The sequence below is a fragment of the Micromonospora sp. MH99 genome, assembly GCF_021442385.1.
Taxonomy (GTDB): Bacteria; Actinomycetota; Actinomycetes; order Mycobacteriales; family Micromonosporaceae; genus Micromonospora.
Genome location: NZ_MUZA01000007.1, coordinates 18,851 through 42,850 on the forward strand (window position 1 = coordinate 18,851; position 24,000 = coordinate 42,850).

The window sequence follows — 24,000 nt, forward strand, 5'->3', positions numbered from 1 at the left end:
TCCGTGTCAGCCAGCACCGCGCCCGCGGGACCCGAGCGAGTCTACGACACGTCAGGCGTGGTACCGGCCCGCGCGGCGCTCGGTGTCCGCGCCGAGCCGCGTCGGTTGCTAACCTGCACTCTGGATCGACCACCGGTGACCGCCGCGCCAGGCGAGGCCCTGCCCGGGTCCGGTCATCTCCAGTTCCCCCGGACAACCCACCCGATCGACCCGGATCGGCGCAGACAGGACCAGACATGGACGTGGTGACGACCGACGAGCGCCGGCCGCCGACGACGGACTCGAGCCCTGACGAGATCCCGTCGGCCCCCGACAGCCGGGCCCGCCGGCTGCTCGCCAGCGCCCGATACGCGCTGCCCGCGCTCGGCGCCTACGCTGCGGTACGCGTTCTCGGAGGGCTGACCCTCTACCTGTGGGCCTCCCCCAGCCGCAGCACCGAAGGCCTGCTCACCAGAGCCGACGGCAACTGGTACCTCGCGATCTCGCAGCACGGTTATGACGGCTATCAGCAGCTGCAGAGCAACATGGCCTTCTTCCCGCTCTATCCCGGCCTGACCGCCGCTCTGGAGCCGCTCACCCCGCTCGACTTCCGCAAGACCGCACTCGCGCTGGCCTGGATCGCGGCGCTCGCCGCCGCCTGGGGGCTGTTCGCCGTCGGCAACCTGCTCCACGGTCGGCGGGTCGGGATCATGCTCGCGGTGCTCTGGGGACTGCTACCGCACAGCATCGTGCAGACGATGTCGTACAGCGAGGGTCTGTTCACCGCGCTGGCCGCCTGGACCCTGTACGCCCTGCTGCGCGAGCGCTGGCTCACCGCGGGCGCGCTCTGCCTTTTCGCCGGGTTGACCCGGCCGACGGCATCGGCACTGATCGCGGTGGTCGGGCTCGCCGCGCTCATCGCCGCCTTCCGCCGGCGGGACGGCTGGCGCCCCTGGGTCGCCATGGTGCTCGCGCCCGCTGGTTGGGTTGGCTACCTGGCCTGGGTCGGCGTGCAGACCGGCCGGCCCGACGGCTGGTTCCACATCCAGGACGCCGGTTGGGGGACCACCTTCGACTTCGGGGTCGACACCCTGCGGCGGGGCCGGACGGTGCTCACCGAGGCGTCGGCCCTGGAGTTCTACACAGTCACGCTGGTCGCGGTGCTGGCGATCACGCTCTTCGTGCTGAGCCTGATCGACCGGCAGCCGTGGCAATTGCTGCTCTACAGCGGCCTGCTGCTGGTCACCACGCTCGGTGCCGCGGGCTACTACCACTCCAAGGCACGTTTCCTGTTGCCGGCATTCCCGCTGCTGATCCCAGTGGCCGTGGCGTTCGCGAAGGCCGCACGGGCACGAGCGGTAGCCATACTGACCCTGCTGGCCCTCATGTCCGCTTACTTCGGCGGCTATCTGCTGATCGTCTGGCGCAGTTCGCCGTAGGCGGCGCGAGGGCGTCGGCGGCCCCACCCATGGGACGGCGTTATTGTGGTTTCCGCGCTCTGTCCGATGGTCGTCCGACCTCGTCGCCGGCCGGCCGGGGCCACATGACCCTTGCCACCCTGGCCCCGACGCGGCCCTCTCCCACTCCCCAGGATCGGAATCGATGAACAACGGGCGAACTCTCTGGGACTCGTTGAAACTCCCCCGGCCGCGACGGTCCGGAGCCCGACCGCACCTGGTCTACCTCGCGATCGGTTTCCCTCCGGCGGCTAAGAGCTGCGCCTACCGGATGCGGGAGACGGCGAACCAGTTCGCCGCCGCGGGTTGGGACGTGACCGCCGTCACCATCGCGGACGAGGCCTGGGAGCGGGAGCACGGCCTCGACCACACCCTCTCCCAGGGGGTGGACCCCAGCGTCCGGGTGGTGAAGCTGCCGCTGTTCCGGGACGACCTGGAGACCGACATCCGCTCGTTCACCGAGCAGCGTGCCCTGGCTCACAAGGACTACCTTGCCGAACTGCGCAAGCAGGACCTCAAGGTCTTCCCCGAGCCAGTCTTCGGCGGATGGCGTCCCGCGCTGGAGAAGGCCCTGCTCCAGATCCACCGGGAGCGGCACGTGGACCTGCTGGTGACCACCTGCGCCCCGTATGTCAACCTGGCGGCGACCTGGAAGCTGTGGGAGACCCACCGGGTGCCGTACGTGGTGGACTTCCGCGACGGCTGGTCCGTCGACGTGATCAACAACGGTGAGGCGTTCTTCCGGGAGTCGGTCTCCGGGCAGTGGGAGACCAAGCTGCTCACCGCCGCCGTGGCCATCTGGAACGTGAACGAGCCGATCTCCCGCTGGTACCGGGAGCGCTACCCCGAGCTGGCGCACAAGATGCGAGTCGTGCGCAACGGCTACGACGCGGCAAGCATCCCGGCCCAGGTGCGTCCCGCCCCGCCGGACCGGCCGCTGACCTTCGGCTACCTCGGCGCGCTGACCCTGCCCGTGCCGCTGCTGGACGCCGTCCTTCAGGGCTGGCGGACGGCGCGCGCGGAGGATCCGGCGCTGGCCGACGCCCGCTTTGAGGTGCGGGGCCACATCGGCACCGGGTGGGCGCGCGGTGCCAACGCGCACGCCGAACTGCTCAGGGCCGCCGCCGTCGATGGCGTGCTGGTCGGCGGCTCGGTGCCCAAGGCCGAGGTGGTCGACCTCTACTCGCGCTGGGACGCGGTGGTGCTGATGGTGACTGGCGGCCGCTACATGACCTCCGGCAAGGTGTACGAGTACATGGCGACCGGCCTGCCGGTGGTCTCCGCCCACGAGGCCGACCACGATGCCTCCACTGTGCTGTCCACGTACCCGCTCTGGACCGGCGCGGTCGGGCTGGACCCGGCCGAGCTGACGAGCGCCTTCCGGCGGGCCGCCGCGATGGCCCGTGCCGCCGACGCGGCGGAGCGGGAGAAGGCCCGCGCCGAGGCGCGGCAGTACGCCCGCGAGGAGCAGCTCATCCCCGCCGTCCGTGAGGTCACCGAGCTGGTGCTGGGCGCCGGCGGACCGACCGCCCCGCAATCCTCCCCCGCCGGCGCACGCGTCCTGGCCCGAGAAGGTAGGTCATGATCGAGATCCTGATGGTTATGGGCACCGTCCCCGGACGGGTGGCGGTCCTGACCGACGCGCTCGAGCAGTTCCGCGCCAAGGGCGTCATCGTGCGGGTGGCCACGACCTTTGACCCGGTGGAGAACACCCCGGCGGCCACCGAGCTGGCCGAGGTGCACCGGCTGCCCACCTCCGCGGAGTTGGGCTCGCGGTTCGTCCGGATGGCCAAACGGGCGAACCCGGCCCGGCGCCCGTGGCTGCGCGCGCAGCGCGACCCGTGGGTCCGCCGGCACGCCAAGCGGGCCGACGTCCTGGTCGCTCTGGACGCGCACGCCCTGCACACCGTCTGGCACCTCGCCCAGCGGCACCGACGGGCCGACGCCGTCTACGGCATCGCCCCGGCGCTGCGGGCCGTGGAGAAGCGGTCCGCCGACCCGGCGCGTTACCGCCGTCCCCGGCTCAACACCACCGGCCCCGCCCCGGTCGTGCTGGCGAGCGCCACCCGCAGCCAGACCGTCGACCTGGCGAAGCGGGTGTTCGAGATGAGCACCGGGAAGAGGGCCATGAAGCTCGGCCCGGTGCGCTGGTTCTGGCAGGGGGCCGTCACGGCGCCCGGTCTGCCGGAACGGCACCGGGGCAGGATCGCCCGGCGAGTCACCGGCAACATGCTCGAGTCCGGGCACGCCGCCAGCGCGAAGCGGCTGGCATTGGCGGCCCAGGGCCGCCTGGGCCCGACGACCAGGGGGCCGCTCCTCGACCCGATCGTCGACGCGGAGCTGAGCCAGGGCAAGGTGTCCGAGCACCTGATGACCGTGGTGCGGAGCCACCTCAAGCTCGCGGATGGCTTCCTCAAGAAGCGGAACCCGGGCAAGGCCGAGCCGCACGTGCTGCGCGCCTTCAACCTGATGTTCCACCGGATCGTGCAATTCGACGGCACCACCTCACCGCTGGCAGAGGATCCGGAAAAGTTCCTCGCCCCGCTGCACGACAGCGAGGCCGGCCGGGCGATGGCGGCTCCGCGCGGCCGGCAGAGCCCGGCGGCTTTCCCGCCGGCCGGCCGGCCGCACCGGATGCTCTTCTTCACCGGGTTGAACGACAACTTCCTCGGACCGATCCTCGACCGCTACGAGGCGATGCCCGGGGTTGAGGTCCGCCGGCTGAACCTGAGAGAGGAGTCGATCCTCCCAGTGCTCAGCAACGGGCGCACGAACGTGGTGCAGCACCTGCTCGCCGGCAGCTCCAAGCGGGCCGATGAGGTCCAGGAAGCCTGGGGTCCCCACCTCGACTGGGCGGACACGGTCTTTGTGGACTGGTGCAACCTGGGGGCCGCGATGCTGACGATGATCGACCCGGGCACGACCCGGGTCGTCGTCCGCCTGCACAGCTTCGAGGCGTTCAGCTGGTGGCCGCACCTGACCGACTGGTCCCGGGTGGACGACCTGGTCTTCGTCTCCGAGCACCTCCGTGACCTGGCGCTGGCCGCGGTGCCGCGGCTGGGCGCCCCGCAGGGCCCCCGGACCCACATGATCAACAACGCGATGGAGCTGCACCGGTACGTGACGCCCAAGGTCTCTGCCGACAGCCGGTTCACTCTCGGGCTGGTCGGTTTGAGTTCGCTGGCCAAGGACCCGCGCTGGGCCCTGGCGGTGCTACGGGAGCTGCGCCGACGGGACGAGCGGTACCGCCTCAAGCTGATCGGCGACGCCCTCGACCCGAAGCTCAGCCCGGCGATCGAGGCGTACGTCCGGGAACTCGACGCCGAACTGGCCGAGCTGGAGTCGTCCGGCGCCGTCGTGCGGACCGGCCGCACCGACGACGTCCCCGGCGCGCTCACCGACGTCGGGGTCATCCTCAGCACCTCGCTGCGGGAGAGCTTCCACTGCGCGCTCGTCGAGGGCGCGGCCAGCGGCGCCGTGCCGGTGGTACGCGACTGGCCGTTCTTCGCCGGCCGCCCGCACAGCGCCCGGACCCTCTTCCCCAGCGACTGGGTGGTCGGTACGCCGGAAGAGGCGGCCGAGCGGATCCTGGCCCTCACCGCGTCCGAGGAGGTCTGGCGCGAGGCGGGCCGGGCGGCCTCGGCGCACGTGCTGAGCACCTGGGACTGGTCGGTCACGCAGAAGGACTTCGACCGGCTGCTGCTGGAGCCGCCGGCCACGGCCGACTGACCGGCGGATCAGGAAGAATGATTCGGCCGTCAGCCCCGGCGGGGAGCCGCTTGAACGGCACCAACCCGCGCCTCGGGTGGCACCCTCCGTTCGTCGTTACCGTCGCAGACCCTCGAGGAGTCAGGTAGTGAAGGTCGTCAGCATCGTCGGCGCCCGTCCGCAGTTGGTGAAGCTGGCACCGATCGCCGCGGCGTTCGCGGCGGAGGGCTGTGAGCACGTGATCGTGCACACCGGCCAGCACTACAACGCGGATCTGTCCGACGTGTTCTTCTCCGGCCTCGGCATCCCCGACCCGGACGTGCACCTGGGCATCGGCTCCGGCAGCCACGGCGTGCAGACGGGCCGGACGCTGGCCGCGCTCGACCCGGTGCTCGCCGCCGAGCGGCCGGACTGGGTCCTGGTCTACGGCGACACCAACTCGACCCTGGCCGGCACCCTGTCGGCGGTCAAGCAGCACCTGCCGGTCGCCCACCTGGAGGCCGGACTGCGCTCGTTCAACCGCCGGATGCCCGAGGAACACAACCGGGTACTGACCGACCACGCCGCGGACCTGCTGCTCGCCCCCACCGAGGAGGCGATGCGGCACCTGGCGTCGGAGGGTCTGGCTCCCCGATCGGTCCTGGTCGGGGACGTGATGGTGGACGTCTGCCTGCGGGTCCGGGACGACGTGACGCGCGCGGGCCAGCCCCGGCCGCCGCTGCCCGACGGGATCGACCCGCAGCAGCCGTACCTGCTGGCCACCCTGCACCGCGCCGAGAACACCGACGACCCGCAGCGGCTCGCTGCACTGCTCGACGCGCTGGCCGACCTGCCGGTGCCGGTGGCGCTGCTCGCCCACCCGCGGCTGGTGGCCCGCGCCGAGGAGCACGGCCTGAAGCTCTCCCGGGGCGCACTGCACGCCGGCCGGCCACTGCCGTACGGCGCCATGGTCGCCGCGGTGCTCGGCTCCGTCGGGGTGGTCACCGACTCGGGCGGCCTGCAGAAGGAGGCCTACCTGCTGGACCGCCCCTGCACGACGCTGCGCACCGAGACGGAGTGGGTGGAGACCCTCGAAGGCGGCTGGAACGCACTGGTCCCCGACCCGCGCGAACTGGGTGCGCAGTGGGCGACCACCGCGACCCGCCCGGCCCCGCAAGTCCCGCGCGGCACGCCGTACGGCGACGGCCGGGCCGCCCACCGGGTCGCCGAGACGCTGCGGCGTCACCTGGCATGATGGCGCATCTCCTCCTCACGATCGGGTACCAGCGATGAGCAATCGAGTTGCACCCCTTCCCCGGTCCGGCGGCGGGCAGCGACCGCACGCCATCTACCTGGCGATCGGGTTCCCGCCCGCGGCGAAGAGCAGCGCATACCGACTGCGCGAGACGGCGAACCAGTTCGTCGCCATGGGCTGGGACATCACCGTCATCACCATCTGCCAGGAAGCCTGGGAACGCGAGTACGGCCTGGACCACACCCTTTCCGAGAAGGTCGATCCCCGGGTCAAGGTGATCGAGCTGCCGCTGATGCGGGAGGACCTGGAGACCGACATCCGCGCCTTCTCCGAAGAACGGTCGATCGACCCGGTGGGGTGGATCAGCCGGCTCCGCAAGCGCGAGCAGAAGATCTTCCCTGAGCGGGACTTCGGCGGCTGGCGCTACGAGTTGGAGAAGGCGGTGGTCCAGCAGCATCGCCAGCACCCCGCGGACCTGCTCATCTCCTCCTGCGCCCCGTACGTGAACCTCGCGGCGACCTGGAAGCTGTGGGAGGAGTACCGGGTTCCCTACGCGGTCGACTTCCGCGACGGCTGGTCGCTGGACGTGATCGGTGGCGGCGAGGCCTTCACTCGCGACTCGGTCTCCGGGCGTTGGGAGTCCAAGGTCCTCGAGCACGCCCTCGCGGTCTGGTGCGTGAACGACCCCATCGCCGGCTTCTACCGTGAGCGTTACCCGCACCTGGCCGACCGGGTGCACGTCGTGCGCAACGGCTACGACGAGGACAGCCTCCCCGATGTCAGCGGCCGGTCTCCGGATCCGAACGCGGGGCTGACCTTCGGCTACCTCGGCTCGGTAAACTTCACCCCGGCCTTTCTGGAGTCGGTGCTCGACGGGTGGCGGATCGCCCGGCGCAACGATCCGATCCTGGCCCGCTCCCGATTCGAGGTGCGCGGCCACATCGGCGCCGGCCCGATACGCGAGGCCAACCGGCACATGGACCTGCTCAAAGAGGCCGCCGTCGACAATGTCAGCTTCGGCGGCCCGGTACCAAAGTCGGACCTGGCGGCGACGTACGGCTCCTGGGACGCCCTGGTGCTGATGCTGGTCGGTGGGCGCTTCGTCACCTCCGGCAAGGTGTACGAGTTCATGGCCACCGGGCTGCCGGTGCTCTCCGCCCACGACGTCGACCACGACGCATCGAACATCCTGGCCGGGCATCCACTCTGGACCGGCGCGGTGGGTCTGGATCCGCACCGGCTGGCGGACTCCTTCTCGGAGGCGGCGCGAATGGCCCTGAAGGCCACTGACGAGGATCGGGCCACGGCACGCCAGCTCGCTCGCCGGTTCGCCCGGCCCGCCGTGCTCGCCCCGGCCGTGCGACACCTCACCGAACTCGTGCAGCCGACCCCGGCCGGCGTTCCCGCCCCGGCCGCGACCGCTTCGACTGGCGATGTCCAACCATGACCGCCGTGCTCATCGTGGCCACCGCCGCGCCGAAGCAGCCGGGCGTCCTGGTCGAGGCGCTGGAGCGCTTCCGCAGCAAGGATGCCACCGTCACGGTGGCCTGCTTCTTCGACAGCGAGGAGTTGGGGATCGACCCGACGCTGGCGGAGATCCGCACCTTCGCCGTACCGGCGGAGAAGTGGGACGCCCGGTTCCGCAAGGCCCTCGAGCGGGCACCGGCCAACCGGAAGATCTGGCTGCACGCTCGACGCAGCACCTGGCTGCGGCAGCAATACCGCCGGGCCGACCTGCTGGTCGCTCTTGACGCTCGCGCGGTGCACACGGTCTGGCAGATGGCGCAGCGCAACACCCGGGCCGGCGCCTGCTACGGGCTCGTGCCCGCCCAGAAGGCCCTCGCCGGCAACCGGAGCGAGCCGGTCGGGAAGCGGCTGGAACGCCGTGTCGCCGCCGCTGCCGGCATCGGCGCGCGCGGGGCCCGCAGCGCAGCGGAGCAGACCATCCGGACCACCCTCAATAAGGCCACCGGCCAGCGGGTGATGAGCAACCCGGCGGGCGCCTGGCTCTGGACCCGGGCCGCGGCTGCGCCCCGCATCCCGGACCGGCTCCGCAGCAAGCTCGCCGTCCGCCTGCACGACAGCGCGGTCCGGGCCGGTCGCACGGCCGCCGGCGCGCGGGCCGCGTCGACGGCCGCACAGCGGATCAGCAGCCTCGCCACCCGCGCGGACGTGCTGACCAAGGCGGCGAAGACGGAGCTGACGCTCGGCCACCAGCCGAGCGGCCTGCACGACGCGATCCGGGCCCAGCTCGCGTTGGCGGACGACCTGCTGCCCCGGGACACCAAGAAGGCCGCGGCGGCCGTCTCCATGGCGTGGAGCCTGTCGTCCAACCGGGTGCTGCACTTCGATCGACTCACCTCGCCGATGAGCACGGATCCGGGAGCCTTCGTGGCACCGTTCCGGGCCAGCACCGCGGCGCGAAAGCTGTCCCAGCCGCGCGGTCGGCTCACCCCGGCAGCCCCTGCGCCGACCGACCGGCCGCTGCGCCTGCTGGTGACGACGTTGATCAACGACAACTTCCTGCCGGAGATTCTGGAGCGCTACCGGGCCATGCCGAACGTGGAGGTCCGATTCCTGGACCTCTACGAGGACGAGCTGACCCGCCCGCTCGCGCTCAGCGGCAGCACCGTCATGGAACACCTGCTGGCCGGTGACTCGTCCTACGGTGCCAAGGTCGAGGAGTGGCTCCGGCCGCACCTCGACTGGGCGGACACCATCTTCGTCGACTGGTGCCAAGCCACCGCAGCGCTCTTCACCCTGCCCGACCCGGGCAGTACCCGGATCATCGTCCGGCTGCACAGCTTCGAGGCGTTCAACTTCTGGCCACACCTGGTGGACTTCTCGCGGGTCGACGACGTCGTCTTCGTCTCCGACCACCTGCGTGACCTCTCCACCGCCGTGCTGCCGCAGCTCACCGATGGGCCCCGCCTCCGGGTCATCGACAATGCGATGGACCTGCAGCGCTACCTACGGTCGAAGCCGGCCGACGCCCGGTTCAACCTCGGCATGGTCGGGTTCAGCTCGGTGGCCAAGGACCCGCGGTGGACGATCGAGGTGCTGCGGAAGCTGCGCGAGCGGGACGAGCGGTACCGGCTGACGCTGATCGGCAGCAACTTCAACGACCGGGCCAGCAAGCCCGCCAAGGACTACGGCAGGCTGCTCAACCAGGACCTGGCGGAGTTGGAGCCGCTGGGGGCGGTGCGGCGGTACGGGCAGACCGACGACGTCCCGGCCGCACTGCAGGAAGTCGGCGTCATCGTGAGTTCCTCGGTACGCGAGAGTTTCCACTGCGGTCTGGTGGAGGGCGCAGCGAGCGGGGCGGTGCCGGTGGTGCGTGACTGGCCGTTCTTCGCCGGCAAGCCGCACGGCGCCCGAACCCTCTTCCCGGCCGACTGGGTGGTCGAGAGCCCAGCTGAGGCGGCGGATCGGATATTCGCCGCCACCGCCACCGAGGAGCAGTGGCGGGAGATCGGCCAGGCCGCGGCGGAACACGCGCTGAAGACCTGGGACTGGAGCGTCACCCAGTCCGGCTTCGACCGGCTGCTGCTCGACGACTGAGCCGCCGACGAGGCGGAACAGCGGGTACGCAAAGGGGGCTTGGCCGACTGGCCAAGCCCCCTTTGCGGTCAGCTCACGGGCAGTGACGAGCGCTGCGCCACGGTCGACGGGGTGGTCGTGCGCTGCGCCGGGGCCTTCGGGCGGTCCGGCAGCAGGCGGGTGTAGACCTCGTCCATCACCCGCGCCTGCGCCTCCCAGGTCCACTGGTCGAGCACGCCCGGCCGGTCGTACGCCGCCCGGTACCGCTGCGGGTCGGCCAGCACCTCCCGCACGGCACGCAGGTAGTCGTCCAGATCCTCGGCCCGGAAGACCTCGCCCTGGCCGATGGCCCGCGTCGCCTCGGCCATGGCCTTGACGTCGCTGATAACCATCGGTATCCGGCCGTGCGCGTACTCGAAGAACTTGGTGATCAGCGCCAGCTCGTGGTTGGGCTTGTGGTGGATCGGGATGACGCCGAGGTCGGCCGGGGCCACGAACGCGGAGACCTGCCAGTGCGGCACGTACGGCAGCAGATGCACCCGGTCGGCCACCCCCAACTCGGCGGCGAGTTCCTCCAGCTCGTACATGATCGGGTGCTTGCCGTTGAGGGGCACCGACACGAGCGCGACGTGCGCGTCGGGCATCCGGGTCAGGCCTCGGATCATGATGTCGACTCCGCGAGACGGGTTGATGCCACCGCAGTAGACCAGTAGGGGCGTACCCGCGTCGATCCCGCACAGCGCCCGGATGTCGGGAACCGGCGACGCCTGCTGTTCCGGGGTGAGCTCGGCGGGCGGAGCGTTCAGCACGACCGCCGGCTGCTCGGGCAGGTCGTGCGTCTCCCGAAGCAGGTCGGCCAGGGTCGAGGAGACGGTCATGACGCTGTCGGCGTACGGGGCGTGCTCGCGGACGTAGGCAATCTGAGCCGGCAGCCAGCGGAGATTCTTGGGCCGACCGATGATGCCGGGCACGAACTCGTGCGCGTCCCAGACCAGCTTGACGTCCCGCCCGGCGGCGCGGGCGCGCATCGTCGCGCGCGCGCCCACGCCGAGCATCCGGAAGTCGTGCGCGTGGATCAGATCGGGCTGCAGCTTGTCCACAACCGGCCCGAAGGCCAGTTCGAAGTCCCACAGCTCCGGGTCCAGGCGGCGCCACGCCCGGTCACCGTGCAGGCGCTGCCAGAGCCGCAGCGCGGCCCGGTCCAGCAGGGCGTTCGGGTCCTGCTGGCGCTCCTGGAGACGCTGCGACTCGCGGGTCCGAAGCTTGACCCACTGGAACTTCGCCTTGTTGACGAAGTGCGGCGCCGCCAGGCGGGCCTTGCCGGTCAGCTCCGCCCAGCGCGGCCCGCCCGCACGGCGGGCGACCTTGATCTCGGCCAGCCGGAAGTTGAGGTCGTTGCGGCGTGCCTTGAGCACGTTCAGGTTCCGCTTCGCGGTAGGTCCCGGCTTGTATGCCAGCGGGCGGCGCAGCAGCGCGCGGCGGTGGGTGATCGGGTGTGGAATCCGCCGCGCCACCCGGATCAGCCGGACCTCAGCGTCACCGATCCGCCACGTGTCCTCGGCGTTGCTGCCCTTGAGGATGCCGACGAGGATCACCTCCCAGCCGGCCTCGGCGGCCGACCGGGCGGCCTTCTGCACGCGGGAGTCACCGTGGACCCCGTTGTCGACAAGCATCACCACCCGCCCTCGGGTCGGCCGGGCGTCGGTATCCGGGACAGCTTGCATCGGGTGCCTTCTCCTTGTTCAAAGTCCTGCACGGGCGCGGATCAGCGGTCGCCGGTCGCCGCGGCGACGGCCGGCGCCGATCACCGGAGGAAAGCGTCGAAGACCTGCGCGGTGCGCCGGCCGTCGTGGTGTTCACGGACATAACGGAGGCCCTCCGCGGCGAGGGCTACCGCCCTGGCACGGTCGTCGAGCAACGACTCGATCGTCTTGACGAGTGTGGTGGGCGTCGCGTTCGCGATCGGCGGCTGGACGCCGGCCGCGCGGTGCGCGCTCTCGCTGAGATACGCCACCACCACCTTGCCGGCGGCCATCCCCTCACAGGAGAACGTGCAGTAGCTGCCCATCACGAGTTGGTCGACGATGATGTCCGCGTCGTGCACCTGCCGGCGCATCTCGCTGTAGGGCAGCCCCTCCACCAGCCGTAGCTCGATCCGCCCCTGGTCGTGCAGCTCCTGCAACCGGGGCAGCAGCCGGTCGGTGCCCTTGGTCCAGCGATTCGACGGCGCGTGCAGCACCACCGGCCGGGCGCGCTCCAGCACCGGGCGGTCGCAGGCCCAGCCGTCCACGTCGACGATCAGCGGCGCCCAGCTGGCGAACGGCACGTCGTCCAGCAGGTCGGGGGTGGTCACGAAGAACGGCAGGCCGCTCTCCTCGGCCGTGCGCCGGTTCCGCTCGGCCACCGTGGTGAGCCGCTCGCGCAGTTCCTCGTCCGCGTCCCGGAACGCGGACTCGGCATGCCGTTCCAGGTGCGCGCCCGGATGGCGGATCTCGCTGCCGTGCGCCAGCAACGCGACCTTGAGCCGGGCCCGGCGCAGCGCGGGCAGGTCAGCGGAGATGTCGTCGCCGTTGCCCCGGCCGAGCACCGGGCGGAACGCGTCCACGATCAGGTGCGTGTACCAGCCGAGCACCCGGAGGGCCTGCTCCGTCTGCACGTCCAGCCTGTGTTCGCCCGGGTGGTTCAGGTAGCGGTCGGCCGGGTAGCGGTAGGTGGCCGGCGGCTTGGCCATCACCAGTTCGATGCCGACGTCCGCCCGCGCGGCGGTGATCGCCACCGCCAGGGCGGAGAGCTGCCCGGCGTAGTTGGCCGTGCCCAGCCCCAACCGGACCGGACCGGCGCCGAGTGCCCGCCAGGGACCCGGGGTGCCAGCCTCGATCGGCGCGACCGGCGGCTCGTCCGGTGCGGGCGGCGCGTCCCCGCGCTGCCGGGCCCGCTCCACCGCCTTCGCGACGGAGGGCAGCGAACCGGGCGCGTAGAAGTCGCCGGCCCGGTGCCGGGCCAGGTGCTCGCGGGCCGCCCGGCTGTCCGCCGCGACGACGGGCAGCCCGGCGGCGAGGTAGGTGTCGAGCAGCGCGAGACCGGCGTCCGGCTCGAACCCGAACACGGCCACGTCCGCCGACGCGAGGAACGCCGCGGTCATCGTGCTCGGGCGCGGCACCTCGTGGATCCGCCGCCGGGCCTTGCCGGCCTGGCGGATCAGGTCCTCGGTGGCCGCCCGCTCGGCCTCGCCGCGGACCAGCGCCAGGTGGAACTCGGGCAACCGGGCCATGGCGCGTACCACGCCGGCCAGCGCCCGGTCACCGGCGACCCCGCCCGCGTGCACCAGCAGCGGCGTACCAGCGGGAAGCTCACAGAGCTCGCGTACCGAGGGGGTCTGGAAGGGCCGCGTGCCTTCGGCGGCACGGCGGAGCGCGATACGCAATCGCCGGGGAACCCGCCGCCGCACCGCCGAGACCACCCGCCGAGCCGGCGCCGGGCTCATCGCAGTGCAGGCTCCGCGTCGCTGCCGCCGGGCACGACCGACACGACCTTGCCGTCGGCGGCCGACTCCAGCAGCGCCGCCGCGACCTGGACGGTACGCAGACCCTGCCGCAGGGTGACGATGTCGCTCTCCTTGCCCTCGACCGCGTCCCGGAACCGCTCGTGCTCGACGAGCAGCGGCTCCCGCTTCGGGATGGCGAAGCGGACCATGTCGCCCTCGGCCACGCCACGGAAGGCGCGCAGCGCCTCCCACTCGGTGTCGATCGCAGCGTTGGCGTAGAAGGTGAGGTCGGCGGTGAGCGTGTCGGCGACGAAGCAGCCCTTGTCACCGGTGATCACTGTGGACCGCTCCTTGAGCGGGCTCAGCCAGTTGACCAGGTGGTTGACCATCGTGCCGTCGGAGAGCTGGCCGACAACGGCGACCATGTCCTCGTGCAGCCGGCCACTACGGGAGACCGTTCGCGCCGAGACCGATGCGTACTCCTGAGCGGTCACCCACGCGGTCAGATCAATGTCGTGGGTGGCCAGGTCCATCACCACGCCGACGTCGGCGATCCGGTGCGGGAACGGGCCCTGGCGCCGGGTGACGACCTGGAAGACCTCGCCCAGCTCACCGGCCTCCAGCCGGGTACGCAGGCTCTGCAGCGCCGGGTTGTAGCGCTCGATGTGACCGACGCCGGCGACCAGACCTGCGGACTCGAACGCCTCGACCAGCCGGGTGGCCGTCTCGACCGACTGGGCCAGCGGCTTCTCGATCAGCGCGCACACCCCGTTGGCTGCCAGCTCCAGGCCGACCCGTTCGTGCAGCGCGGTCGGACAGGCGACCACCGCGTAGTCGACGCCCATCGCCAGCAGGTCACCGAGCTCGGGGACCACCGGGGCCCGGAGCGTACCGGTGACGTCGCCGGCCGGGTCGACGACACCGACCAGCTCGACACCGTCCAGATTGGAGAGCACTCGGGCATGGTTGCGGCCCATCGCACCGAGACCGATCAGGCCGGCGCGCAGCTTGCTCCGCTCCTTCATCGGGCACCCCCGGCGAGGTTCGCGCCTTCGGCGATCCGGTCGAGCTCGACCTGGGTCAGCGACGGGTGCACCGGCAGTGAGATCACCTCGGCGGCGGCCCGCTCGGTCTCCGGCAGCTCCCACGGGCCGGGCTTGCCGTCCTCGTTGAGGTAGGGCTTGAGCCGGTGGATCGGCGTCGGGTAGTAGACGGCGTTGCCGATACCCAGCTCGGTCAGGCGCTGCTGGGTGGCGTCCCGGTCGCCCCGCGCGCGCACCGTGTACTGGTGGTAGACGTGCCGGGCGCCGTCGGCCACCGGCGGGGTGACCAGGCCGGTGATGGTGGAGTCGAGGAACTTCGCGTTCGCGCGACGCTGCTCGGTCCACTCGCCGAGCTGGGTCAGCTGCACGCGACCGATGGCCGCCGCTACGTCGGTCATCCGCATGTTGGCGCCCACGATCTCGTTGGCGTAGCGCTGCTCCATGCCCTGGTTGCGCAGCAGCCGCAGGGTGCGGGCGAGCCCGGCGTCCCCGGTGCTGATCATGCCGCCCTCCAGGGAGTGCATGTTCTTGGTGGGGTAGAAGCTGAAGCAGCCGGCGGTGCCGAAGGCGCCGACCGGGGTGCCGTGCAGGCTTGCCCCGTGCGCCTGGGCGGCATCCTCGACGACGGCGAGGCCGTGCTGCTCGGCGATCGCCATGATCCGGTCCATCGCGGCGGGGTGGCCGTAGAGGTGCACCGGCATGATCGCGACGGTGCGCGGGGTGATCGCCGCGGCGACCGCCTCCGGGTCGAGGCAGAAGCTGCCCGCCTCGATGTCGACGAAGACCGGCTCAGCACCCACCAGTCGGACGGCGTTGCCGCTGGCCGCGAAGGAGAACGAGGGCACGATGACCTCGTCGCCGGGGCCGAACCCGAGCGCCATCAGGGTCAGCTGGAGCGCCGAGGTGCCGGAGTTGACGGCGACGCAGTGCCGACCGTCGACGAGCTCGCCGAACTCCTCCTCGAACGCCGCCACCTCGGGCCCCTGCACCACCTTTCCGCTGCGCAGCACCCGCACAGCCGCCTCGATCTCAGCTTCACCGATGATCGGACGTGCCGGTGGGATGAAGTCTGGGTTCTGCCCAGCCATGGGGGGTCCTCCTGGGTCTAGACGGTGCAGGCGGGGGTTCGGTTGGCGATACTAGCCCGTCGAGATATGCGGCGACTCGTACGGGCGCAAGCTTCACGTGCCGGCCTGTTCGGGTGCGGGCTCGGTCACTGGGCCGGCATTCCGGGGGCCCGACTCTCCACCAAACCAGCACATGTTATCCGCAACGCGGCCACGATCGCGTTAGCCATGTTCGTCAGCTCGGTGGTGTCCAGCGGCGAGCGGGAGATCGCGAGCCGCCAGTAGATCGGGCCGATGATCAGATCGATCGCCGCCGACGGGTCGGTGCCGGCCGGCAACTCTCCCCGGTCGACCGCCTGGCCGACGACCATGTCCCCGATCCGGACCTGGTAGTCGCGCAGCGCCCGCTGGAGGGTCTCCGCGATCTGCGGGTTGCGCGCCGCCTCGGCCAGCAGGTCCGGAATGATCTGCGAGGCCAGCGGGTGGCCAAGGGCCCCCGAGGCGACCATGAGCAGCAACTGGACGTCGCCCTGCAGGCTGCCGGTGTCGAGCAGCGGCAGCCTTTTCCCGGCGACAGCGGTCACCATGTCGAGCACCAGCTCCAGCTTCGAACGCCACCGCCGATAGATCGCCGTCTTGCTGACACCTGCCCGGCGGGCGACCGCCTCGACGGAGAACCGGCCGTAGCCGGTCTGCGCGAGTTCCTGCATGACGGCTCGGCGGATGGCCGTGGTGATGTCGTCGCGAAGAACGGCCGCACCGGCGGGAGCACGCCTCTTCTCGGTCGTCACGTGGGACAATGTAGCGCAACGACGCTACGGTTGCGTCCTGACGTGTTTTCCACTACCTTCCACGCAGCAGCGGAGCGGCCTCCCGATACCGGCCACGCTAGATTTCATCGCCGCGACACATCCTCATTGCTCCCCATCAGCACGAAAGATCGGAGCGCCTCACCATGGCCAACACCGCGGTGGCCGACCTCGAATCCGGGCTGACCCGCGCCCAACTCGCGCAGCGGTACGGGCTGAAGGTCGCCGGGGAACCTCCGTCCCTGGGCGCGTACGCCCGCCAACTGTGGTCGTATCGACACTTCATGTCCGCGTACTCGCGGGCGAAGGTCGCGTCGTCGTTCAGCAACACACAACTTGGCCAGCTGTGGCAGGTGCTGACCCCGCTCACCAACGCGGCGGTCTACTACCTGATCTTCGGCGTGATCGTGGCGCAGGACCGGCACGTGCCGAACTTCATCGCCTACCTCTGCACCGGCATCTTCATCTTCACGTTCACCCAGAGCGCGGCGCTGCAGGGCACCAGCGCGATCACGGGCAACCTGGGGCTGATCCGCGCGCTGCATTTCCCGCGCGCCGCCCTGCCGATCACGGTCACCCTGGTGCAGTTCCAGCAGCTACTCATGTCGATGTTGGTGCTGGCCGCGATCGTGCTGGCCACCGGGGAGCCGATCACCTTCCGCTGGCTGCTGATCGCGCCAACGCTGCTCCTCCAGGCGATCTTCAACATCGGGCTGACCATGATCATGGCCCGTATCGGCTCGAAGGTCACCGACCTGAAGCAGGTCATGCCCTTCGTGATGCGGGCCTGGCTCTACGGCTCCGGCGTGCTCTACAGCGTCACGCTCTTCGCGGAGCGGCTTCCCGGCTGGGCGGCGACCGCGCTGGAGTCCAACCCGATCCTGGTCTACATCGAGCTGGCACGGTACTCACTGCTCGAATCGGCGTACCCCGCTCACATCGCGTCCTCGCCGACTCGGCTGTGGCTCCTCGCCGCGGGCTGGGCAGTGGCCGTCGGCTTCGGTGGGTTCGTTTACTTCTGGCGCGGAGAGAAGGAGTACGGCCGTGGCTGAGCAGACCCTGCCCGCGGTGGACGCCGCAGTGGTGGACACGGGGCGCGTGCCCACCGTCGTGGTGGACGACGTGCACGTGATCTACAAGATCCACAAGGGCGCCACCGGCACCACCAGTCCGGTCTCCGCCCTCAAGCGCATCGTGTCCCGCACCAACGCGCCGAACATCCGCGAGGTGCACGCGGTCAAGGGCGTGAGCTTCACCGCGTACCAGGGTGAGGCCATCGGGCTGATCGGCAGCAACGGCTCCGGCAAGTCGACCCTGCTGCGGGCCATCGCCGGGCTGCTCCCACCGGCCCGAGGCGCGGTCTACACGCTCGGCCAGCCCTCACTGCTCGGCGTGAACGCGGCCCTGCTCAACGACCTCTCCGGCGAGCGCAACGTGGTGCTCGGCTGTCTGGCCATGGGCATGCCGCCGGAGGAGGTGAAGCGGCTGGCCCCGGAGATCATCGAGTTCTCCGGGATCAACGAACGGGGCGACTTCGCCTCGTTGCCGATGCGCACCTACTCCTCCGGCATGGGCGCCCGGCTGCGCTTCGCCATCTCCTCGGCCAAGAAGCACGACGTGCTGCTCATCGACGAGGCGCTCGCTACCGGCGACCGCAAGTTCCGGGGCCGCAGCGAAGAGCGGGTCCGCGAACTGCGCGACAGCGCCGGCACCGTCTTCCTGGTGAGCCACTCGATCGGCTCGATCCGGGACACCTGCGAGCGGACCATCTGGCTGGAGGGTGGCGTCCTGAAGATGGACGGCCCGACCGACGAGGTCTGCAACGCGTACGAAGGGAAGTAGACAGGTCGACGACCGCATCGGCCGGGCGCACACTCGCTCGGTCGGTGCGGTCAGTCGTAGGCGCTAAGGTTTCCGGAGCGTCGCCCACAGCTCATATCTCGTCATCGACGCACAAAACACCCTTTCGGTGGAAGTGAGGACCGGCAGAATGACTCAGGATCACAGCCCCGCACCGGGTGCCACGCCGGCGAGCCCGGCACTCTGGCGCCCCTCGCGGACAGTGGCGGTGATCCTCGCCGGGGGTACGGGGACACGACTCGGGCTCGGCATCCCCAAGCAGCTGCTGAAGATCGCCGGTAAGCCGATCATCGAGCACACCCTGGCCATCTTCGAGGCCGCGCCGGAGATCGACGAGATCGTCGTGCTGATGGCGACCGGGCACGTCCCCGACGCGCAGCAGATCGTCGACAAGGCCGGCTTCCGCAAGGTGACCAAGGTGATCGAGGGTGGCGACACCCGCAACGCCACCACCCGCATCGCCCTCGACGCGGTCGGCGACGGCGACGTCAACATTCTCTTCCACGACGCGGTGCGGCCCCTGGTCAGCGGCCGGATCGTCCGCGAGTGCGTGAACGCGCTCTGGAGCTACTCCGCGGTCGACGTGGCCATCCCGTCGGCGGACACGATCATCCAGGTCGACGAGAACGACTGCATCACCGACATCCCGGTCCGCTCCGCACTGCGCCGCGGCCAGACCCCGCAGGCGTTCCGCTCCCCCACCATCCGCGAGGCGTACCGGATCGCCGAGGGCGACCCGAACTTCGCCGCCACCGACGACTGCGGTGTGGTGCTGCGCTACCTGCCCGGCACGCCGATCAAGGTGATCGACGGTTCGGACGAGAACATCAAGGTCACCCATCCGGTCGACGTGCACCTGGCGGACAAGCTCTTCCAGCTCGCCGCGGCGCAGGCGCCCCGGCTGACCGACCACCGCAGCTACAGCGAGGAGCTGACCGGCCGCACCATCGTCGTGTTCGGCGGCAGCTACGGCATCGGCCACGAGCTGACCGAGCTGGCCCGTCGCTACGGCGCCCAGGTCTTCCCGTTCAGCCGTTCCACCACCGGCACCCACGTGGAGCGGGCCGGGGACGTCGAGGCCGCGCTGACGACCGCCTTCGAGGCCACCGGCCGGATCGACCACGTGGTGGTGACCGCCGGCATCCTGGAGAAGGGCGCCCTCGCCGACATGGACGAGGAGACGATGGACCGGCTGCTGCAGGTCAACTTCGTCGGCCCGGTGACCATCGCCCGCCAGGCCCTGCCATATCTCCAGCAGACCAAGGGTCAGCTGCTGCTCTACACGTCCAGCTCCTACACCCGGGGCCGGGCCCGCTACGCGCTCTACTCGTCCACCAAGGCCGCCCTGGTCAACCTCACCCAGGCGCTCGCCGACGAATGGGCCGACCTTGGCGTACGCGTCAACTGCATCAACCCGGAGCGGACCGCCACCCCGATGCGGACGCGGGCCTTCGGCGAGGAGCCGGAGCACACCCTGCTCGCCGCGGAGGCCGTCGCCCAGTCGTCACTGGACGTGCTGATCTCGGCACTCACCGGGCAGGTCATCGACGTGCGCCGGGCGCCGGGCGAAGCGGCGCAGGCCGTGCCGGCCCAGAGGCCGCGGCTGGCCGACGAGACCAACGCCGCCTCGGCGACTGTCGGCTGACGGCTGACGGCTGACGGCTGACGGCTGACGGCCGAGCACTGCTGACCGGGACGATGGTGAACGGAGCGACATGCGTGGTGACCTGGTCCGAAAACTGATCGCACGGTGCCTGAGCATCGGGCTGGCCGTGCTGGCCTTCCTGGTCGTGGCGCTGACCGGGGCGACCGGTTGGGGGCTGGCGCTGGCGGTCGCCGCCCTCGTCGCCACCGCCGCCGAGCGACGGATCCGCAAGGGCGCGGACACCGCCGCCGAGACGACACTGATCGCCGCCGCCGTCCTGGTCGGCTACGCCCGACGGCTGGACGGTGGGTTCGACCCCGCGCTGGCCACCGCCGCGCTGGTGCTGCTCGGGCTGGTGCTGCTGGTGGGCCCGCTGCGGCACGCCGGCAACCAGGAGATCCAGGCGGCCAACCTGCCGGTGCGGTCCTGGACGACGCTGATCGCCACGCACCTCGGCGACGCGCTGCTCGCGCTCCTCGCCGTGGTGGCGCTGGCCGCCGCAGCGACCATGCCGGCCCTGGTCGCTCTCGCGGCGGCCCTGCTGGTCGGCGCCGGCGCCGGCACGATCGCGCTGGGTCTGGCCCGGCGCCGCTTCCGGCCGCCGGCAGGCGGCGGGGCGGTGGGCCGGGCGTTGCGCCAGCACCAGCCGGAGTTCCTGCTCTACTTCTCCGCGCCTCCCGGCTCGGAGTACCAGGTCACCATGTGGCTGCCGTACCTGGAGCGGATCGGCCGGCCGTTCATGGTCGTGCTGAGGGAGCCGGAGTTCCTGGCCCCGATCGCCGCAGCCACCGATGCGCCAGTGGTCTACTGCCCCACCCTGCGGGCGATGGACGAGGCGCTGGCGCCGAGCCTACGGGTGGCGTTCTACGTCAACCACGGTGCGAAGAACAGCCACTGCATCCGCTTCACCCAGCTCACCCACATTCAGCTCCACCACGGCGACAGCGACAAGGCGCCGAGCGCCAACCCGGTGTCGGGAATCTTCGACCGGATCTTCGTGGCCGGCCCGGCCGCAATCGACAGGTACGCCCGGGCCGGGGTGCAGATCCCGCCGGAGAAGTTCGTGATAGTGGGCCGCCCGCAGGTCGAGTCGATCAACGTACGCCCGGAGCCCCTGGCTGCCGAGGCACCCCGCACGGTGCTCTACACCCCGACCTGGACGGGACACCACGCGGACGCGGACTACTGCTCACTGCCGGTTGCCGAACCGATGCTGCGCAAGCTGCTCGACCGGGGCGCGACGGTCATCCTGCGCGCTCACCCGTACACCACGCAGAACCCGGCATCGGCGCGGCAGCTGGGTCGGCTCACCGAAATGCTCGCGGCGGACCGGGCGCGAACCGGCCGGCCGCACGTCTGGGGCGCCGCCGGCCGCGACCTGAGCCTGGTGGACTGCGTGAACCGCTCCGACGCGCTGATCTCCGATGTCTCCGGGGTGATCTCGGACTACCTCTACTCCGGCAAGCCCTTCGCGGTGACCGACATGAGCGGCGAGGGTGACCGGTTCACCGAGCGGTTCCCGCTGGCCGGCGCGGGCTACGTGCTGCACCGGGACATGACGAACCTGGACGAGGTGCTGGGCCAGCTGCTCGGCGCCGATCCGATGGCACCGGGGCGCTGGGCGACCCGGCGGCGCTACCTCGGTGACTTCCCGGCCGAGTCGTACGCCGACGCGTTCCTGGACGCCGCCCGGCGCGAGTTGGAGCCGGACTGGAGCCCGCCGTCTCCCGGACGGCCGGTCGAGCCGGGCCTGGTGCCGGTCTCCCCCACCACCTGAGCCGCCGGGCCGGCTCGCCTCCCACACGCTGCTCGGCACAGCGACGGAGGCACGCTCGCCGCGTGCGGGCACCGGCCGGACGGTGGCCTAGTATCGCGAGGCCTGGAGGTGAAGATGTGCCGCCTCCCGGAACATTGCCGGACGATCTCCGGGGTCGGACGCCACCGCCGCCGGACGAGAGGTGGAGCCACCGATGCATCAGCGGATCCTGCTGCGCGCCCGCAAGGGCCCGTTCCACGTCCTCAGCGCCGAGGAGACGTACGAGCGGGACTGGATCGGTAAGAACACCGGCAATCTGGTCTTCAGCCACGCCGCGCACAAGCTCCTTGCCACCTCCGCGGCTGAGATCACCCCGTCGCGCTTCCGGGCGGACCCACGCGATGCCGACGAGATCAACGAGAAGTACGACGTCTTCGTGATACCACTGGCCAACGCGTTCCGCCATGACTACGCAAAGCAGCTGACGTCGATGACTCGGCTGATCGAACGGCTGAAGATCCCGGTGGTGGTGCTCGGAGTCGGGGCGCAGACCGATGTGGACGGCGACCTGGAGCAGCTCCGCCCGATCGACGAGCCGGTCAGCGCATTCTGCCGGGCGGTGCTCGACCACTCGCACAGCATCGGCGTACGCGGCGAGATCACCGAGAACTACCTCCGCAAGTTGGGTTTCTCGGCTGTCGAGCAGATCGGCTGCCCATCGATGTTCCTGCACGGCGACAGCCTGCGCATCGAGAAGACGGAGGCGACCCTGGGCGTCGACGACCGGCTCGCGTTCGTCATCTCGCCGTACGTCAAGGCGCTGGCCCCCCTCGTCCTGCACCACCACCGGCGCTACCCGAACCTGCGCTACGTGGCACAGGACCTCTACACCCTCGGCACCCTGCTCTACGGCGACGCGCCGCAGCTGCGGGGAATGACCGCCGACATGCCGATCCACACCTCGCACCCGCTCTTCGTCGAGGACAAGGTGCGGATGTTCATGGACCCGTGGCCCTGGATGGAGTATCTCTCCGGGTTCGACTTCGCCTTCGGCACCCGGATCCACGGCACCATCACGGCGCTGATCTCGGGCATCCCCGGCTATCTGCTGGCGCACGACTCGCGCACCCTGGAGCTGGCCCGATACTTCGACATCCCGCACCGGTTGTTGCGCGATGTGCCGGCCGACGTCGACGCTGCCCAGCTCTATGCGGAAGCCGACTACACGGCCCTGAACGACGGCCACAAGGAGCGCTTCGAGCGGATCACCGCGTTCCTCGCCAAGCACGACCTCGGCCTCTCGTTCGCCGACGGAGACAGCGCGATCCGCTTCGACGAGCAGGTCCGTCAGACCGTCTACCCTCCTGCGGTCCGGCCGGTCTCCGCCTACTCTCCCGAGGAGTTGCTGACGCGCATCCAGTGGCTGCGGGACGAAACCCGGACGCTCCAGGAAAAGGTCAGGACCCTCCACGCGAAGTCGCTGCGCGAGCGGATCAAGCAGGCCGTCGCCGGCCGGGTCCGTCGGACACTCGGAGCCAGGTGACCAGCCACCGCATCCAGCTCACCCACGTTGGTACGGGTCGAGCAGCGCCAGCACGGCCGCCGGGTCCTGCACGTGTGCGTTGTGGCCGAGACCGGGCAGCGTGGCGACAGGTACGCCGTACGCCTTGAGCTGCTCGTCGGTGACCATCGGGTCGTGTTCCCCGCGGGCCAGCACCACCGGCACGTCGGTCGCCGCCAGCAACGCGGCCAGGTCGGGCTCGCCGACGCCGAAGGCTGTCGGGTCCATGGCGAGGCGCCACCGGCCGTCGACCTGACGCAACCCGGCGTCCACCATCGGATGATCCGGCGGGACCAGGCCGCCCAACCCGGAGACGCGCAGGTAGCGGCGGGCCGCCTCGGTGCGGCTGGCGAACCAGCTCACCGGGTATGCGGCGAGCTCAGCGGCGCGGGTCAGCTCAGCGGGCGACCAGAGCGCCTTGATGCCGAGCCCGACCACCGCGTCCACAGGTGTCCCTGCGGCGCGGGCGGCCAGCGCCAGGCCGACCACCCCGCCCAGCGAGTGCCCGAGCACGACGAGCCGGTCGTCGGGGGCGAGGCCGGCGGCGACCCGGGCGGCGAAACCAGCAAAGGAGTACGACGGCAACGGGGCCGACCAGCCGTGGCCGGCGAGGTCCGGTGCGAGCCACCGCCCCGGCCAGTGCTGCTCCAGCAACGGCGCCCACGGCAGCCAGACGTCTCCGGTTGCCCCCATCCCGTGCAGCAGCAGCAGGACGGGCCGGCGACCGGTGCGGCCACCCGATTCATCCACCACGGCCGCAGTCTGCCACGGTTCGCGGCCGGGTACGAGAGTCGTCGATGGCGGCTGCCGGAATGCGGCCGCGGGCGCCGGCCCCTTGTGGGGGACGACGCCCGCGG

General features: G+C 71.0%; 17 protein-coding genes. 11 read left to right on the top strand and 6 right to left on the bottom strand.

Going from position 1 to position 24,000, the window contains the following annotated elements:
• Window positions 1-236: 236 nt before the first annotated feature.
• The 6 genes from B0E54_RS05685 (at window position 237) to B0E54_RS05710 (ending at window position 9,939) form a co-directional block, all read left to right on the top strand.
• Complete coding sequence (locus tag B0E54_RS05685; RefSeq protein ID WP_234582191.1) at window positions 237-1,418, top strand: hypothetical protein; 1,182 nt, start codon at window positions 237-239, stop codon at window positions 1,416-1,418.
• A gap of 163 nt (window positions 1,419-1,581) precedes the next feature.
• On the top strand, window positions 1,582-3,021 hold the full coding sequence (locus B0E54_RS05690) for a glycosyltransferase (RefSeq protein ID WP_234582192.1): 1,440 nt from the start codon (window positions 1,582-1,584) through the stop codon (window positions 3,019-3,021).
• Window positions 3,018-5,165 carry a glycosyltransferase gene (locus B0E54_RS05695; RefSeq protein WP_234582193.1) on the top strand — a complete coding sequence of 716 codons (2,148 nt, stop codon included), beginning with the start codon at window positions 3,018-3,020 and terminating at the stop codon, window positions 5,163-5,165. The genes B0E54_RS05690 and B0E54_RS05695 overlap by 4 nt, the downstream gene beginning before the upstream one ends.
• A gap of 127 nt (window positions 5,166-5,292) precedes the next feature.
• Entirely contained in the window at window positions 5,293-6,378 is a 1,086-nt protein-coding gene (gene wecB / locus B0E54_RS05700; RefSeq protein WP_234582194.1) for a non-hydrolyzing UDP-N-acetylglucosamine 2-epimerase, read from the top strand.
• Between the two features lie 34 nt (window positions 6,379-6,412).
• Window positions 6,413-7,825: a glycosyl transferase gene (locus tag B0E54_RS05705; RefSeq protein WP_234582195.1), complete on the top strand. Its 1,413-nt coding sequence runs from the start codon at window positions 6,413-6,415 to the stop codon at window positions 7,823-7,825.
• Window positions 7,822-9,939, top strand: coding sequence for a glycosyltransferase (locus tag B0E54_RS05710; protein ID WP_234582196.1), 2,118 nt, complete (start codon window positions 7,822-7,824; stop codon window positions 9,937-9,939). Before B0E54_RS05705 ends, B0E54_RS05710 begins: the two co-directional genes overlap by 4 nt.
• A 68-nt stretch (window positions 9,940-10,007) precedes the next feature.
• On the opposite strand, the gene B0E54_RS05715 is transcribed toward B0E54_RS05710, so the two are convergent.
• From B0E54_RS05715 to B0E54_RS05735, 5 genes are all read right to left on the bottom strand, one after another.
• Window positions 10,008-11,642: a glycosyltransferase family 4 protein gene (locus tag B0E54_RS05715; protein WP_234582197.1), complete on the bottom strand. Its 1,635-nt coding sequence runs from the start codon at window positions 11,640-11,642 to the stop codon at window positions 10,008-10,010.
• 80 nt (window positions 11,643-11,722) lie between these two features.
• A complete protein-coding gene (locus B0E54_RS05720; RefSeq protein ID WP_234582198.1) occupies window positions 11,723-13,402 on the bottom strand; it encodes a glycosyltransferase in 1,680 nt (559 codons plus the stop codon).
• Window positions 13,399-14,427, bottom strand: coding sequence for a Gfo/Idh/MocA family protein (locus tag B0E54_RS05725; protein ID WP_234582199.1), 1,029 nt, complete (start codon window positions 14,425-14,427; stop codon window positions 13,399-13,401). The genes B0E54_RS05720 and B0E54_RS05725 overlap by 4 nt, the downstream gene beginning before the upstream one ends.
• Complete coding sequence (locus B0E54_RS05730) at window positions 14,424-15,533, bottom strand: DegT/DnrJ/EryC1/StrS aminotransferase family protein (protein ID WP_234582200.1); 1,110 nt, start codon at window positions 15,531-15,533, stop codon at window positions 14,424-14,426. The genes B0E54_RS05725 and B0E54_RS05730 overlap by 4 nt, the downstream gene beginning before the upstream one ends.
• A gap of 125 nt (window positions 15,534-15,658) precedes the next feature.
• Window positions 15,659-16,303, bottom strand: a complete 645-nt coding sequence (locus B0E54_RS05735; RefSeq protein WP_234582201.1) for a TetR/AcrR family transcriptional regulator — start codon at window positions 16,301-16,303, stop codon at window positions 15,659-15,661.
• A 164-nt stretch (window positions 16,304-16,467) separates the two neighbouring features.
• On the opposite strand from B0E54_RS05735, the gene B0E54_RS05740 reads away from it, so the two are divergent.
• The 5 genes from B0E54_RS05740 to B0E54_RS05760 all read left to right on the top strand — a co-directional run bounded on the left by B0E54_RS05740 (window position 16,468) and on the right by B0E54_RS05760 (window position 23,125).
• A complete protein-coding gene (locus B0E54_RS05740) occupies window positions 16,468-17,373 on the top strand; it encodes an ABC transporter permease (protein WP_234582202.1) in 906 nt (301 codons plus the stop codon).
• On the top strand, window positions 17,366-18,163 hold the full coding sequence (locus B0E54_RS05745; protein ID WP_234582203.1) for an ABC transporter ATP-binding protein: 798 nt from the start codon (window positions 17,366-17,368) through the stop codon (window positions 18,161-18,163). Before B0E54_RS05740 ends, B0E54_RS05745 begins: the two co-directional genes overlap by 8 nt.
• A 148-nt stretch (window positions 18,164-18,311) precedes the next feature.
• On the top strand, window positions 18,312-19,826 hold the full coding sequence (locus B0E54_RS05750; protein ID WP_234582204.1) for a bifunctional cytidylyltransferase/SDR family oxidoreductase: 1,515 nt from the start codon (window positions 18,312-18,314) through the stop codon (window positions 19,824-19,826).
• 70 nt (window positions 19,827-19,896) lie between these two features.
• Window positions 19,897-21,603: a CDP-glycerol glycerophosphotransferase family protein gene (locus B0E54_RS05755; RefSeq protein WP_234582205.1), complete on the top strand. Its 1,707-nt coding sequence runs from the start codon at window positions 19,897-19,899 to the stop codon at window positions 21,601-21,603.
• A 193-nt stretch (window positions 21,604-21,796) separates the two neighbouring features.
• A complete protein-coding gene (locus B0E54_RS05760) occupies window positions 21,797-23,125 on the top strand; it encodes a polysaccharide pyruvyl transferase family protein (RefSeq protein WP_234582206.1) in 1,329 nt (442 codons plus the stop codon).
• An 18-nt stretch (window positions 23,126-23,143) separates the two neighbouring features.
• On the opposite strand, the gene B0E54_RS05765 is transcribed toward B0E54_RS05760, so the two are convergent.
• Window positions 23,144-23,896 (bottom strand): alpha/beta fold hydrolase, encoded by a 753-nt coding sequence (locus tag B0E54_RS05765; RefSeq protein ID WP_234582207.1) that lies wholly within the window; start codon window positions 23,894-23,896, stop codon window positions 23,144-23,146.
• Window positions 23,897-24,000 lie beyond the last annotated feature (104 nt).